This is a genomic window from Gammaproteobacteria bacterium, assembly GCA_013697705.1.
GTDB lineage: Bacteria > Pseudomonadota > Gammaproteobacteria > UBA6002 > UBA6002 > UBA6002.
The window spans coordinates 53656-68734 of the sequence record JACCWJ010000008.1 but is presented as its reverse complement, the minus strand read 5'-3'; the positions used below and the strand labels follow the sequence as shown (position 1 = coordinate 68734).

Sequence of the window (15079 nt, the reverse complement as noted above, 5' to 3'; positions counted from 1 at the left end):
GTTAGAAAAAAATGAATAAAGATGCATCAAGCTTATGGCGTTATTTTTTTGTAGTTTTTGTGTTAATCGCAGCTACAGTATGTCTTTTTTGGCGCCTGATCGATTTAAATATATTGCAAAGAGGGTTCTTGCTGCAGCAAAGTAACGCCCGAATTTTGCGTACGGTGAGTATACCGACTTATCGAGGAATGATTACCGATCGCTACTTGCAACCTCTCGCAATTAGTGCTCAAGTCGATTCGATATGGGTAAACCCGCAACTCTTTGAGCCGACCTCCCTCCAGATAGAACAGCTTGCACAGTTACTAAAATTACCACCACAAAAAATCTTTGTTAAAACCCAGAAAAAATCCGGAAAAGAGTTTGTGTATTTGAAGCGAGGCGTGGCGCCTGCTGCAAGTGAAAAAATAGTTTCTTTGAAAATAGCAGGTGTATTTTGCCAGCATAATTATCACCGTTTTTATCCTCAAAGTGAGGTTGCGGCACATGTTATCGGCTTCACTAATGTCGATGATCAAGGCCAAGAAGGGCTCGAGTTGACGTATGATACCTGGCTACGCGGAATTCCTGGGAAAAAGAAAGTAATAAAAGATAGGCCGGGAAATATTATTACCGAGCTTGGGGTTATTCAAGCGCCTCGTCAAGGGCACAATTTAATCTTAAGTTTAGATAATCGTATTCAATATTTAGCTCACGAAACCTTAAGAGAAAGTATCGAAAAATTCTCAGCGAAATCGGGATCTATTGTTGTGCTAGATATTACCACCGGCGAAGTGTTGGCGATGGTAAATCAGCCCACTTTTAATCCAAATCATATTGAAAAAATGGGAGATGGTCGTTATCGAAATCGCGCCATGACCGATATGTTTGAGCCCGGGTCTACCATGAAAGCTTTTAGCATCGCGAGTGCTCTTGAGAGTGGTAAATATAATTTAAATTCAGTAATTGATACGGCACCGGGTTGGTTAAATGTTAATGGGAATGTGATACGTGATGAGCATAATTGTGGCGTGCTGAATCTCGTCAAAATTTTGCAAAAATCAAGCGATGTGGGCGTTGCAAAAATTACGTTGTCGCTACCCCCTGAGCATTTCATTGAACTATTGCGCAGGGTAGGTTTCGGTGAACGTACCAATTCAGCCTTTCCGGGCGAAGCTGCAGGCACGTTATCGCTTCGCACTAAGTGGCGACCTTTTGAGTTGGCAACTTTATCGTTTGGGTATGGGATTTCAGTCACAACCATTCAACTCGCCAAAGCCTATGCTATTATCGCGGATCATGGCCTGGAGCGCCCTATTTCATTGTTGAAAGTGGATAAGGTTCCTGCGGGGAGGCAAGTGCTGGAGAGAAAAATTGCTGAACAAATGATAACCATGTTAGAGGCGGTGGTGCAGGGCGGTACTGGATCGCTTGCAAAAGTCCCCGGCTTTCGTGTGGCAGGAAAAACAGGAACCGCTAATATTGCAGGTAAAAATGGGTATGATAAACAGCATTATGTATCCTCTTTCGTGGGAATAGCGCCCGTCTCTAATCCAAGATTGGTCGTGGCAGTAGTAATTAAAGATCCTCGCGGTGAGCAGCACTTAGGCGGCATGGTTGCGGCACCCATTTTTTCTAAAGTAATGTCTGGTGCTTTGCGACTTATGAATGTGGCACCGGACGATCTAACCAATGAATCAGAAAATGCAGCGATAGATAGTGGAGAGGATGGTGAAAATTAGTCAATTAACAGAGGGCCTGGCAGCGGTAACAACCGGTCAGGATCCACAAATCACCGGGCTTTGTAGCGATAGTAGAGAAATAAAGGAAGGAAATTGTTTTTTTGCGTTGCAAGGCTTGCGAGATGATGGTTGCAAATATATTGCGCAGGCAGTGCAAAAAGGTGCCAGTGCTATTATTACCGATGCATCAACTACCTTTCAAGAAGCCGGCCCTATCCCCATTTTTGCTATCAAACATTTATCTCGCCAGCTGGGGGAAATTGCCTCAAGGTTTTATCAGAGGCCTTCTGAGAAGCTTACGATGATTGGTGTCACGGGAACCAATGGAAAAACCTCTATCAGTCAATACATTGCTATGTCAATGAAGCTCGCGTCTAAAAATTGTGGCGTAATTGGCACCTTGGGTTATGGCTTCCCTGAAAATTTGATACCAACCACCCACACGACATGTGATGCTTTAATTTTGCAAAAGCAATTGTCTGAAATTTATCAGCAAAAAGCTGAGGCAGTTGCAATGGAGGTTTCCTCGCATGCGCTGGATCAATACCGAACAGAGGCGGTTGCTTTTGATATTGCGATTTTTACCAATCTGACGCGTGATCATTTGGATTATCATGGGTCAATGGAAAATTATGCCGCGGCAAAAAGAAAGTTATTTTATTCTCCTGGTTTAAAATATGCGGTTATCAATACAGATGATGCCTTTGGGGTAGAATTAGCGAATGAGCTCAGTGATAAATTAGAAGTGTATTGTTATGGCGTGGAAGAAAAAACCAAGCTCATTACAACTCAGGCTCACCACATTCATTTGAATAATAAGGGTATGACTGCAAAAGTGAACACTCCTTGGGGGGAGGGTCAGCTGCGCAGCAAGTTATTGGGTCGTTTTAATATCAACAATTTATTAGCGGTATTAACTACATTACAGCTTCTTGATATTCCGTTCGAAACCAGTTTGGATTGCCTGGCTCACATACAGACAGTGCCGGGAAGGATGCAAGTTTTTGGCGGAGGGAAGCTGCCCTTGGTTGTAGTGGATTACGCGCACACCCCTGATGCGTTAATGCAGGTTTTGACTGCCCTAAGAGAACATGCGCATGGCACTTTATGGTGTTTATTCGGGTGCGGAGGCGATCGTGATCGTGGTAAGAGACCTTTAATGGGCCAGATTGCAGAACGCTTTGCCGATCAACTTGTCATCACAGATGATAATCCGCGGACGGAAAATTCAGCCCAAATTGTGGCTGAAATAATGAATGGTTTATTGTGTCCGTGGGCGGCAGAAATAGAACATGACCGAGGAGCGGCTATAGCACATGTTATCAGTTGTGCACAACAAGGCGACGTGGTATTAGTAGCGGGCAAAGGGCATGAGGATTATCAAATCATTGGAACAGAGAAAATACCTTTCAGTGATAGTGAACAAATCCAGATACAATTACGCTTAAGACAGCGAGTTGAACAATCACAGAAAACATAATTAAGGCTTCGGTATTTATGATGTCTCTTAGTGAAGTTGCAAGTCTACTGAATGCAGAACTGCAAGGGGGAGATGCTAAAATCTCTTCTACTAGTATTAACACACGTGAATTAAGCCCCGGGCAATTATTTATTGCGCTCAAAGGAGAGCAATTTGACGGCCATGATTTCCTATTATCTGCGTGTGAAAAACAGGCCGCAGGGGTAATTATTTCGCAGCCCGTCCAGCTCCCAATTCCCACCATTGTCGTTCCAGATACTAAGACAGCGCTTGGAGAAATTGCCGCCTATCACAGAAAGAAATTTAGTCTTCCAATTATCGCTGTCACGGGAAGTTGCGGTAAGACTACTACCAAATCAATGATCGCTAGCATTTTAAACCAAATGGGTCCCACCTTAGCGCCGATAAAATCATTTAATAATGACATCGGAGTACCCTTAACCCTCTTGCAACTGACAGAGCAGCACCAATATGCGGTCATCGAAATGGGTGCAAATCATCCTCATGAAATTGCTTACCTCAGCAAACTAACAGAGCAAGATGTGGCTGTAATCACGAATGTAGCGCCAGCGCATTTAGCAGGATTTGGCACTATAGAAGGGGTGGCCAAAGCAAAAGAAGAAATTTATGAATCCTTATCTCCACAAGGAGTTGCCATTATAAATGCGGATGATCAATTTGCAGATCGCTTCAAAAAATTAATGATTAATAATACCCGGTTGACTTTTGGAATAAAGAACCATGCTGATGTGATAGCAAAAAATATCGTTCTAGATGAGGAAGGTAGGGCTAACTTTGAAGCGCATTACCCGGATGGAAAATTATCTATTTCATTACCTTGTATGGGCTTACATAATGTAATGAATGCCTTAGCCGCCATTGCAGCCACTTCTCTAGTCGGAGCTACTCCTCACGCTATCATCACTGGCTTAAACAGTATGGCTGAGGTGAGTAAAAGACTGGTCAAATATAAAGGTTTATCAGGATCTTTGATTATAGATGACTCTTATAATGCGAATCCGGTTGCGGTTGTTGCAGCGCTAGAAATACTTGCTCACAGTAAGGGCGAAAAGATTTTTGTTTTTGGTGACATGGGAGAATTAGGTCACCAAGAAGAAAAATTCCATATAGAAATTGGTGAACACGCGAAAAAATTGGGCGTCGATCAATTATATGCCTATGGCAAACTTTCGCAATTAACTGCAAATGCGTTTGGAGCGAATGGATGTTATTTTAATGATCAACAAAGTCTTATAAATGCTTTGAAACCTGCGCTACATTCTAATGCGGTTGTGCTTATAAAAGGGTCGCGATCCTCCAGAATGGAAAATATTGTACAAGCTATCATTCAGGAAATTTAACTCATGTTGTTATGGTTAACGCAATACTTAGAAAAACACCTGCACTTTTTTCACGTTTTTCAATATCTCACCTTTCGATCTATTTTAAGTACGCTAACTGCATTGACCATTTCTCTGCTTGTTGGTCCCGTTATGATTCGTAAACTTTCGCATTATCAAATTGGTCAGACGGTGAGAGATGACGGCCCACAAACGCATCTCAAAAAGAAAGGCACGCCTACGATGGGCGGCGCATTAATTTTAATTGCCATTGCAGCGAGTATTTTTTTATGGGGTGATCTTTCAAATGTCTATATTTGGATTGTCTTATTGGTGACATTAGGGTTTGGAGCGATTGGATGGGTAGATGATTATCGCAAGTTAATCCGTAAAAATACTAAAGGGTTACCTGCCAAATGGAAATTTTTGTGGCAAACGTTGGTGGGCGTCGGAGCGGCAATATTTTTATATCACATCGCTAAATTACCCGCCGAAACACGTTTAATCGTACCTTTCTTTAAAAATATTTATATTCCACTGGGCCTTTTTTACATACCTTTTGTGTACTTCGTAATCGTGGGAACCAGTAATGCAGTTAATTTAACAGATGGTTTAGATGGGCTCGCAATCTTACCCACGGTAATGGTGGCGGGAGCCTTAGGTATTTTTGCCTATGCGACGGGTAATGTCCAATTTGCAAATTATTTGGGTATTCCTTATATCCCTGGGGTCGGAGAGGTAGCCGTATTTTGTGCAGCCGTAGTCGGTGCCGGTTTGGGTTTTCTTTGGTTTAATACCTATCCCGCTCAAGTATTTATGGGCGATGTGGGTGCGTTGGGATTAGGCGCCGCTCTGGGTATAGTGGCGGTGGTTGTCCGTCAAGAACTTGTCTTGTTAATTATGGGTGGGGTTTTTGTGATGGAAACAGTTTCTGTCATTATGCAGGTGGCCTCTTTTAAATTAACGGGACGTAGAATTTTCAAAATGGCGCCTCTACATCATCACTTTGAATTGAAAGGTTGGCCAGAACCCAGAGTGATTGTGCGTTTTTGGATCATCACCTTTATTTTGGTGTTAAGTGGTTTGGCTACTTTAAAGCTGCGCTAAGGGAGGCTAATGATGAAAAATAGTGATTTAAAAGTCGTAGTGGGATTGGGTAAAACCGGGTTGTCATGTGTTCGTTATTTGTCAGCTCAGGGTTATCCTGTCGCTGTTACAGATAGCAGGTTAGACCCTCCTGAGCTCAAGGAGTTACAAGAAAATTTTCCTCATGTAGAAGTGCAACTAGGCGGTTTTAATGAAAAACTGTTAAGTGACGCTTCGGAGTTGGTGGTGAGTCCCGGTATTTCAATTAAAGAACCTGCCATCGCTAATCAGATCAAGCGTAATATTCCTGTTATTGGTGATATTGAGTTATTTGCACGCAATGTAAAAAGGCCTGTTATTGCAATCACAGGGTCCAATGGTAAAAGTACGGTGACCTCACTCATGGGTCATTTAGCCTCGAACGCAGGATATAAGGTCAAAGTAGGGGGCAATTTAGGCATCCCAGCCCTGGAGCTAATTGATGACACGAGTGACTTATATATTCTAGAGCTTTCAAGTTTCCAGCTAGAAACCACCCATTCACTGCGCTGCTGGTCCTCGGTCAATCTAAACATCAGTCCCGATCATATGGATCGGTATGCTCATTTACAGGAATATATTGACGCTAAGCTGCGTATTTATCGCCATTGTGATCACCCCGTGATTAATTTAGATGATTCACAAAGTTATGGCGCATTTAAATTTGACACCCCTCCCGTCGGTTTTACTTTAAAAGAGCCTCAAGAGAGGATGTTTGGGCTCAGAGCAGATAGGGGTGAAATGTATCTTGCTCAAGGCAAAAAGAATTTACTGCCTACAAAATCTGTTCCTTTAAAGGGTCATCACCAATATGCCAATGTGCTGGCGGGGTTAGCGCTAGGCTCTTCAGTCGGTATTTCTGTTGAAAGCATGTTGCAGTCGGTAACCACTTTTAAAGGATTGCCTCATCGTTGCCAATGGGTCGCCAATGTAAATGGGGTTAATTGGTACAACGATTCTAAAGCGACTAATGTGGGTTCTGCTCAAGCAGCCATTTTTGGCATAGGGCCAGAAATCAACGGTAAGTTAATTTTATTAGCGGGTGGCCAAGGAAAGAACGCTGATTTTTCAGAGCTTTACGGAGCTGTGCAGAAATATGTCAAAACAGTTATATTATATGGCCAAGATAAACAGCTTATTGCTGAGGCATTAGAAGGGAGTGCGCCCATTGTTGTCGCCGATGATTTACAAACAGCCGTTGAAGGGGCAGCAGAGCAGGCAAAAGCAGGCGACGTGGTGATACTTTCACCCGCTTGCGCTAGTTTCGATATGTTCCGTAATTTTGAGCATCGGGGTGAGGTATTTATGGAAATTGTCAGAGGGCTGGCTTCTTGAGTTTTTCTAAGACCAAATCAAGACTGCATTTAGATCCCTGGATTTTCACCGCAGGCCTTTCTCTTATTACCCTCGGTCTTTTGATGGTCACTTCGGCTTCAATGGTGATCTCCGAGCGTCAATTCAACTATCCCTTCCATTTCTTGTTTCACCAAGGGGCTTATTTAGTCTTAGGCGTAATCTTGGGGGTAGCCGCTTTTCGCGTTAGTTTAGAGCAGTGGCGCATAATAGGGACGTATCTTTTTGTTATTTGTTTATTGCTATTAATCCTGGTTTTAGTGCCGGGTATCGGGCACAAAGTCAATGGTAGCACCCGATGGCTGGGCTTTGGCCCTTTAACTTTACAAGTTTCTGAGCTGACTAAATTTAGCGTTATCCTCTACTTAGGAGGCTATTTAGTTCGAAGAGATGAAGAAATTAAAACAAGTTTATTTGGCTTTCTAAAGCCGCTTTTTTTGTTGGGCATCATTTCAATTTTATTATTATTAGAGCCCGATTTTGGTGCTACCACTGTTATCTTGCTTACGTCATTGGGCGTGATGTTTTTAGCAAAAGTCAGAATTTGGCAGTTTAGTGCCTTATTCCTCATGGTGGCGGTGGCCTTAGTGGTGCTTGCCGTATCTTCTCCATATCGATTGCAACGTATTACTACTTTTCTACATCCCTGGGAAAATCCCTATGATAGTGGTTATCAATTAACGCAGTCCCTTATTGCCTTTGGGCGAGGCGGATTATTTGGAGTGGGGTTGGGAAATAGTATCCAGAAACTTTTTTATTTGCCCGAAGCGCAAACTGATTTTTTATTCGCAGTACTCGCTGAAGAACTTGGATTTCTCGGTGAATGCTTAGTAATAGTGCTTTTCATAATGCTGGTTGGAAGGGCCATGCGTATTGGTAAACAGGCTATGCTACAAGAAAAATCCTTTGAGGCTTATGTGGCGTTTGGTTTTGGACTATGGTTAGGAATTCAAGCCTTAATTAATATGGGCGTAAGTTCAGGTCTTTTACCCACTAAGGGGTTGACGCTGCCTCTCATGAGTTATGGGGGAAACAGCTTGTTAATAAATTGTGTGGTGCTTGCCATCCTGCTTAGGATAAGCCATGATTGTCGCGCATCAAAAACACAGGTAATAAGAAAAAAAATTGTCCGCCATAAAGTGTAGCAATCCTGCGATTTGCTCTTCGCTTTAATAATTCAAATCTATTTATAACGGCGCATAAATTAATAATTTGTGAAAAATCTACTATATATAATACACAAATGATTATGCGCAATGGAGAACTTATGAACTTTAATCCCGATATGGATCATATCAAAAAAATACATTTTGTCGGTATTGGTGGCGCAGGGATGGGTGGTATTGCTGAGGTAATGATCAATCAAGGGTTCGAGGTTTCAGGTTCTGATCTTTGTGAAAATTCTGTGACAAAACACCTTGGAGATTTAGGTGTTAAAATTATTAAGGGACATATTAAAGAAAATGTTCAGGGTGTTGATCTGGTTGTTTTATCCAGTGCAATTCCCCAAGATAATCCCGAAGTCATTGCAGCTAAAGCAGAGGATATCCCGGTAATTCCCCGGGCTAAAATGTTAGCCGTATTAATGCAAACCAAATACGGTATTGCTATTTCCGGCACCCATGGAAAAACAACGACGACTAGCCTTGTCGCTAGCGTACTGGCACAAGCTGACTTACACCCCACCTTTGTTATTGGGGGGCTGCTTAAAAGTGTGGGTACGAATGCTCAACTAGGAACAGGGGAGTATTTTGTTGCTGAAGCCGATGAAAGTGACGCGTCTTTTTTATACCTCAAACCCAAAATTGCAGTAGTGACAAACATCGATGAAGATCATTTAAATACCTACAATGGCAACATGGATGACCTTTGTAAGTCATTCATTCAATTCGTTTCAGAGGTTCCCGCAGAAGGTCTCATCGTACTATGTGCGGATGATCCGCTTGCGCTTAGTTTACAGGGAAGTGTTACAGCACCCACCGTTACTTATGGCTTTAATGAAAAGGCAGATTTACAAATTACTTCATTTGAGCAGCGTGGTTTGCAAAGTCATTTTAGAGTGCGTAATAAACTTGATCAGACTGACATTGACATCATCTTAAATCTGGCCGGCAAACATAATGCGTTAAATGCAGTGGCAGCGCTAGCTATCGCAAATAAATTGCATGTACCAGATGAAATGATTAAACAAGCTTTCCAAAGTTTCATGGGGATTGGTCGACGCTTTCAAATGTACGGTGAATGCTGTATTCCCTCCGGGAAAGTACTGTTGATTGATGATTATGGCCACCATCCGCGAGAAATTGCAGCCACCTTAGATGCAATTCGATTAGTTTGGCCAACGCGACGTTTGGTAATGGCATACCAGCCCCATCGCTATACCCGAACCCAAGCCTTGATGCAGGATTTTGCCACAGTACTTTCTCTGTCCGATGTATTATTGCTCTTAGATGTTTACTCTGCAGGAGAGTCTCCCATTGAGGGAGCTGATGGCCCCTCTCTCTGTAAAGCTATTTCAAGTGTCGGTAGAATCACACCTTTTTTTGTTGCGAATATTGATGAGCTTCCCAAGGCAGCAAAAGATGTGCTGCAAGATGGAGACATCTTATTGCTCCAGGGAGCGGGCAGCATTGGTGCAATGGCTGCCAAAATGGCCACTATGACAACCCTCGAGTAAACAAGATGAACCGGGTGAAAGAAGACCTGAGGGGAGAGCTAAAAGAATACGAGCCGTTGGCAAGGTATACTTCATGGCGTGTTGGCGGAACCTCTCGACGTTTCTATAAACCTGCGGATATTCATGATCTAAGTATTTTCCTCTCTTCTCTACCTGAAAATGAAGAGCTAATGTGGCTCGGGCTGGGCAGTAATATCTTGATTCGAGATGGAGGATTCTCCGGGACAGTGATATTTACCCTGGGGTGTTTGAAGAATATTGATCTAATCAACACTAAAACCTTGGTCCGCGCTGAAGCGGGTGTCACTTGCGCCAAGCTGGCTAAGTTTTGTGCTAAGAATGGGTTTTCTGATAGTTGTTTCTTTGCTGGTATCCCCGGCACCGTGGGGGGCGCTTTAATGATGAATGCCGGCGCTTTTGGTGGCGTCACTTGGGATCATGTTGTAGCCGTGGAAACAATTGATCGGTTTGGCAAATTGCATGTCAGAAGCCCTGCAGAATACACCATACACTATAGAGAAATTAAGGCGCCTCCCGGCGAATGGTTTGTGGCGGGTCATTTTTCTTTCGGCCAAGATGACCCCGTTAAGCTGCAACAGCAAATCAAAGAATTACTCCACAAGCGATCTATTTCTCAGCCAATTGGAGTGCTAAGTTGTGGCTCGGTTTTTAGAAACCCTCCAGGCGATTTTGCAGCGCGATTGATTGATATAAGTGGCTTAAAAGGCACCTGCATAGGTGATGCTCGGATTTCAGAAAAGCACGCCAATTTTATCCTTAATAGTGGGAAGGCTACGGCGCAAGATATTGAGTCCCTTATAGAGTTAGCTGCCGATAAAGTAGAATCCATTCACGGTGTACGTTTAATCCCTGAAGTTCATATAATAGGTGAGACTAATTCTTATGATGACCAAATATAGCCGCGAAGATTTTGGAAAAGTGGTAGTTTTGATGGGTGGGGAATCTGCGGAACGAGAAATTTCACTCGTTTCCGGAAAAAATATTTACGACGCATTGCTGCGTTCCGGAATTGATGCGCACGCATTAGATGTAGAAGCCGACGTAATAGAAAAACTCATCTCGCTAAAGCCAGATCGCGCTTTTATAGCATTGCATGGTCCGGGCGGAGAGGATGGAGCCATACAAGGAGTGTTGGAATATTTGGGGATTCCCTATACGGGAAGTGATCTGGCTGCGTCAGCCGTTACAATGGATAAATCCCTTACCAAATTGATTTGGGAAAGTACGAATGTACCTACGCTTCGTTTTAAATTAGTCCGAGATCTTGAGGCAGCCATTAGCGTGATGCAAGAGTTTGGTCTCCCATTGTGTATCAAACCCACCAGTGATGGATCAAGTGTCGGTGTCAGCAAGGTAACTACGCCTGAGCAATTACCTGAAGCGTTTAACAAAGCAGCTGTCTACGATGACAGGGTGATGATTGAACCCTGGGTTGAAGGCGCTGAATTTACTGTTGGCATACTGGGGGACAGTCCTCTTCCAGTCATTGAAATTCAAACCCCACGTTCGTTTTATGATTTTGATGCAAAGTACAATGAAGAGACTACCCGCTATATCGTTCCCTGTGGCATGGCACCCGAGAGAGAACAGGCGTTACAAGATCTTGCATTTCGTGCATTCCAAGTGACCGGTTGTAGGGGGTGGGGACGAGTCGATTTGATTCAGGATCACGTTGGAAATTTTTGGTTCTTAGAAATTAACACGGTTCCTGGTATGACTAAGCACAGTTTAGTGCCTAAAGCGGCAGAGGTACTTGGAATAAATTTTGATGAATTGGTGGTGGAGATTTTATCGTACACTGTCCAAATTAAAGATATTACCCAATCCGCTGCCGCATAATGAGCATAAAAAAAACTAAGACTATGAATTTTAAGAAACGTATTGCTATCGATAAGAAAGATAAATCCCATCGATTTAAAATAATTGCCTGGGGAGGCTGTCTTTTTTCTCTGGTCATTATCTATCTCTCTTTTTTTCATTTTGCTGAACCCAAACTTTTCCCTATGCGCCACATTAAGGTTCAGGCTACCTGTGAACATATTAATTTGAGTACCTTGAGATATAAAATTACACCTCATATAAAAGGGTTTTTTTCGACAAATATGACCGCACTGAAAAAAAACATCTTAACTGAACCTTTTGTAGATGAAGTTATTATAAGACGAGTTTGGCCCGATACTTTGTTAGTAACACTGTCAGAGTCACACCTTGTGGCAAGTTGGGGTGATGATGCGGCTGTAAATTCTCGAGGAGAAATCATGCCAATCAAAATAGACTCTTCTAAAAATTTGCCGGCTTTTGTGGGGCCTGAAAGCCAGGCCGCCAATATTCTTGAGCAATATACGGCCCTAACAAAATATTTATCTCCTTTAAATTTAGGTATAAATGAAATTACGCTGAGTCAAAGAAGGTCTTGGCAAATAACCTTGAATAATGGCATAAAAATTTTGTTAGGACGTAAAGATATCGAAGATCATTTATCTGCTTTTATTACAATCTACCCCAAGCTCAAGAAAATCCACGGTGATAATTTGCAATCTATTGATTTGCGGCACTCGAATGGATTTTCAGTGCATTTAATTCAACCTCCAATTTCACCGACATTAAGCCCTTAGACAGCCATTCCCTGCGAAATTGTCCACCCTCTTGTTGCGATTAGTTCTAATTGTGTATTTTTTGTATTTTTTAATAGAGCTTTTTGTTTGCCTAGCATATACTTTGCACCACTTGTCTAAGAACAATTTCGTATATAATTCAGAATTTTTAGTCGTAAATTGAAAGGTAATCGTCAGGCCATTAATCCATGTCCTGGCTGCCTGGAGCAAAGTCATATATGTCAAAGAAAATGGATAAAAATTTAATAGTAGGACTTGATATCGGAACTACAAAAGTGGCCGCCCTCGTTGGGGAGATTGCCGCAGATGGGAAATTAGAAATAATCGGAGTCGGAAGTCATCCTTCGCGTGGTTTAAAGCGTGGGGTAGTCGTCAATATTGAAGCTACAGTACAGTCAATTCAGCGTGCAATAGAAGAAGCCGAATTGATGGCAGATTGTGAAATTCTTTCAGCATACACAGGCATTGCGGGTAGTCATATTCGCAGTATGAATTCTCATGGAATTGTTGCGATTCGCGATAGCGAAGTTGGCGAGCCTGACATTGACCGAGTTATTGACGCAGCGAGAGCCGTTGCGATTCCTGCCGATCAAAAAATATTACACATACTTCCTCAAGAATTTATCATAGATAACCAAGAAGGCATTAGAGAGCCCGTTGGAATGTCTGGCGTTCGTTTAGAGGCGAAAGTACATATTGTTACCGGTGCTGTGAGTGCCGCTCAAAATATTGTGAAGTGTGTCCAACGCTGCGGACTTGAAGTGGGGGATATTATTCTCGAACAATTGGCCTCTAGCCATTCTGTTCTAACAGATGATGAAAAAGAGCTCGGTGTTTGTATGATCGATATTGGGGGGGGCACGACAGATGTTGCTATTTTCACTGAAGGTGCAATTAGGCATACGGCAGTAATTCCCATTGCAGGCGACCAAGTGACTAACGATATAGCCGTTGCACTTAGAACGCCGACAAATAATGCAGAAGAAATAAAGATCAAGCACGCGAGTGCATTGATGAGTCGCACTAGTCCCGATGATGCTATCGAAGTTCCTGGTGTTGCTAGAAAGCCGATGCGGTTGCTTTCTAAAAAAGCCTTATCCGCCGTTGTCGGTGCAAGGTACGAAGAATTATTTGCCTTAGTGCAATCCGAGTTAAAAAGAAGCGGTTTTGAAGACCTTATTGCTTCCGGTATTGTAATCACCGGAGGTGCCTCGTTAGTTGAGGGGGTATTAGAACTTGCAGAGTCAGTTTTCCAAATGCCCGTACGATTGGGTTTGCCGCAGCATGTGCGAGGCCTCAAGGATGTTCTCCTCAATCCAATTTATTCTACGGGGGTAGGCCTACTTCTTTATGGGTTACAACAACGTAATGAAGGAAAGCCAGAAATGGTGATCGGAGAGGGTGTCAAAGGAGCGTGGTCTCGTATGAAAAGCTGGTTTCAGGGAAATTTTTAATGGGATGTATTTTACGAGGATATAATTCGAATATATTTAGGAGTTTAGGGTGATGTTTGAACTAACTGATAGTTCTCCACATAATGCAGTAATAAAAGTAATTGGTGTTGGCGGTGGCGGTGGTAATGCAGTCGAACATATGATGCAGGAGAACATCGAAGGGGTTGAATTTATCTGTGCAAATACAGATGCGCAAGCCCTGCGAAAATCTAATGCACGTGTATTGCTTCAGTTAGGCGATGATTTGACTAAGGGGCTGGGCGCAGGTGCCGATCCTGAAGTTGGAAAAAAAGCCGCTGAAGAAAATCGTGAGCGCATCAAGGATGTAATTGAAGGCTCGGACATGATCTTCATTACTGCAGGTATGGGAGGCGGAACCGGCACAGGTGCTGCTCCAGTATTTGCTCAGATCGCCAGAGAGCTGGGGATATTGACCGTTGCAGTGGTTACCAAACCTTTTATCTTTGAAGGTAAGAAAAGAATGCAGGTCGCAGACCATGGTATTCGTGATTTAGCTAAAAATGTGGATTCTCTCATCACTATTCCCAATAACAAGCTACTCAGCGTGCTGGGAAAAAACATTACACTGCTCAATGCATTTCGTGCAGCGAACAACGTATTGCTGGGTGCGGTACAAGGCATAGCAGATCTAATCACTCGTCCAGGGTTAATTAACGTAGATTTTGCCGACGTTCGTACCGTCATGTCGGAAATGGGCATGGCTATGATGGGCACCGGAGTGAGCATTGGTGAAAATCGTGCTACCGAAGCCGCTCAAGCAGCAATTTCTAGCCCCTTGTTAGAAGATATTGATTTAACGGGCGCCAGAGGTGTGCTGGTCAATATAACTGCGGGTATGGGCATGTCAATTGGTGAATTTGAAGCGGTCGGAGAGGTCGTGAAATCGTTCACTTCAGAAAATGCCACAGTGGTAGTGGGTACCGTCATTGATCCTGATATGTCGGATGAATTGCGAGTTACCGTCGTTGCTACAGGTTTAGGCCGCAGAGAGGAAGAGACAAGTGCGGGCGTAGTTGGCGTTCATCACTTAAAAATTCTGGAATCCAAGCAAGATGGAGTGGTTGATTACCATCAGCTAGAAAGGCCCACTGTCATGCGCAATCACGGCGTATCAAGAGCGACAGCTGATATAGGCGATGTGAAAGAGTTGGATTATTTGGATATCCCCGCTTTCCTGCGAAGACAAGAAGACTAACACTGTTTGACGAGAAATTTGGAGATTTCTCGTCTTCCGGTTGTACCTACCAGCGAGTATGCTACAATGCCCCACAA

Annotated in this window: 12 protein-coding genes; all 12 read left to right on the top strand. The window is 43.1% G+C overall.

Annotated elements, in window-relative coordinates; translation table 11 throughout:
• Positions 1–11: 11 nt before the first annotated feature.
• Positions 12–1721 carry a penicillin-binding protein 2 gene (locus H0U71_02740; GenBank protein ID MBA2653968.1) on the top strand — a complete coding sequence of 570 codons (1710 nt, stop codon included), beginning with the start codon at positions 12–14 and terminating at the stop codon, positions 1719–1721.
• Positions 1708–3201 carry a UDP-N-acetylmuramoyl-L-alanyl-D-glutamate--2,6-diaminopimelate ligase gene (locus tag H0U71_02735; protein MBA2653967.1) on the top strand — a complete coding sequence of 498 codons (1494 nt, stop codon included), beginning with the start codon at positions 1708–1710 and terminating at the stop codon, positions 3199–3201. Before H0U71_02740 ends, H0U71_02735 begins: the two co-directional genes overlap by 14 nt.
• A 17-nt stretch (positions 3202–3218) precedes the next feature.
• Positions 3219–4562, top strand: a complete 1344-nt coding sequence (locus H0U71_02730) for a UDP-N-acetylmuramoyl-tripeptide--D-alanyl-D-alanine ligase (GenBank protein ID MBA2653966.1) — start codon at positions 3219–3221, stop codon at positions 4560–4562.
• A 3-nt stretch (positions 4563–4565) separates the two neighbouring features.
• A complete protein-coding gene (locus tag H0U71_02725) occupies positions 4566–5648 on the top strand; it encodes a phospho-N-acetylmuramoyl-pentapeptide-transferase (protein ID MBA2653965.1) in 1083 nt (360 codons plus the stop codon).
• A 9-nt stretch (positions 5649–5657) separates the two neighbouring features.
• Entirely contained in the window at positions 5658–7001 is a 1344-nt protein-coding gene (locus H0U71_02720) for a UDP-N-acetylmuramoyl-L-alanine--D-glutamate ligase (GenBank protein ID MBA2653964.1), read from the top strand.
• 23 nt (positions 7002–7024) lie between these two features.
• Complete coding sequence (gene ftsW / locus H0U71_02715; GenBank protein MBA2653963.1) at positions 7025–8164, top strand: putative lipid II flippase FtsW; 1140 nt, start codon at positions 7025–7027, stop codon at positions 8162–8164.
• Positions 8165–8262: 98 nt separating this feature from the next.
• Positions 8263–9696, top strand: coding sequence for a UDP-N-acetylmuramate--L-alanine ligase (gene murC / locus H0U71_02710; protein ID MBA2653962.1), 1434 nt, complete (start codon positions 8263–8265; stop codon positions 9694–9696).
• Between the two features lie 5 nt (positions 9697–9701).
• Complete coding sequence (murB, locus tag H0U71_02705) at positions 9702–10616, top strand: UDP-N-acetylmuramate dehydrogenase (GenBank protein ID MBA2653961.1); 915 nt, start codon at positions 9702–9704, stop codon at positions 10614–10616.
• Positions 10603–11556 carry a D-alanine--D-alanine ligase gene (locus H0U71_02700; GenBank protein MBA2653960.1) on the top strand — a complete coding sequence of 318 codons (954 nt, stop codon included), beginning with the start codon at positions 10603–10605 and terminating at the stop codon, positions 11554–11556. The genes murB and H0U71_02700 overlap by 14 nt, the downstream gene beginning before the upstream one ends.
• A gap of 23 nt (positions 11557–11579) precedes the next feature.
• Positions 11580–12332 carry an FtsQ-type POTRA domain-containing protein gene (locus H0U71_02695; GenBank protein ID MBA2653959.1) on the top strand — a complete coding sequence of 251 codons (753 nt, stop codon included), beginning with the start codon at positions 11580–11582 and terminating at the stop codon, positions 12330–12332.
• A gap of 218 nt (positions 12333–12550) precedes the next feature.
• Positions 12551–13786, top strand: a complete 1236-nt coding sequence (ftsA, locus tag H0U71_02690) for a cell division protein FtsA (protein ID MBA2653958.1) — start codon at positions 12551–12553, stop codon at positions 13784–13786.
• Between the two features lie 52 nt (positions 13787–13838).
• Positions 13839–15002, top strand: a complete 1164-nt coding sequence (ftsZ, locus tag H0U71_02685; GenBank protein ID MBA2653957.1) for a cell division protein FtsZ — start codon at positions 13839–13841, stop codon at positions 15000–15002.
• Positions 15003–15079 lie beyond the last annotated feature (77 nt).

Excerpts from the sequence above, each read along its gene's own strand:
- H0U71_02740 (MBA2653968.1), top strand. The coding sequence starts at position 12 with ATGAATAAAGATGCATCAAGCTTATGGCGTTATTTTTTTGTAGTTTTT.
- H0U71_02735 (MBA2653967.1), top strand. The coding sequence starts at position 1,708 with ATGGTGAAAATTAGTCAATTAACAGAGGGCCTGGCAGCGGTAACAACC.
- H0U71_02730 (MBA2653966.1), top strand. The coding sequence starts at position 3,219 with ATGATGTCTCTTAGTGAAGTTGCAAGTCTACTGAATGCAGAACTGCAA.
- H0U71_02725 (MBA2653965.1), top strand. The coding sequence starts at position 4,566 with ATGTTGTTATGGTTAACGCAATACTTAGAAAAACACCTGCACTTTTTT.
- H0U71_02720 (MBA2653964.1), top strand. The coding sequence starts at position 5,658 with ATGATGAAAAATAGTGATTTAAAAGTCGTAGTGGGATTGGGTAAAACC.
- murC (MBA2653962.1), top strand. The coding sequence starts at position 8,263 with ATGATTATGCGCAATGGAGAACTTATGAACTTTAATCCCGATATGGAT.
- murB (MBA2653961.1), top strand. The coding sequence starts at position 9,702 with ATGAACCGGGTGAAAGAAGACCTGAGGGGAGAGCTAAAAGAATACGAG.
- H0U71_02700 (MBA2653960.1), top strand. The coding sequence starts at position 10,603 with ATGACCAAATATAGCCGCGAAGATTTTGGAAAAGTGGTAGTTTTGATG.
- H0U71_02695 (MBA2653959.1), top strand. The coding sequence starts at position 11,580 with ATGAATTTTAAGAAACGTATTGCTATCGATAAGAAAGATAAATCCCAT.
- ftsA (MBA2653958.1), top strand. The coding sequence starts at position 12,551 with ATGTCAAAGAAAATGGATAAAAATTTAATAGTAGGACTTGATATCGGA.
- ftsZ (MBA2653957.1), top strand. The coding sequence starts at position 13,839 with ATGTTTGAACTAACTGATAGTTCTCCACATAATGCAGTAATAAAAGTA.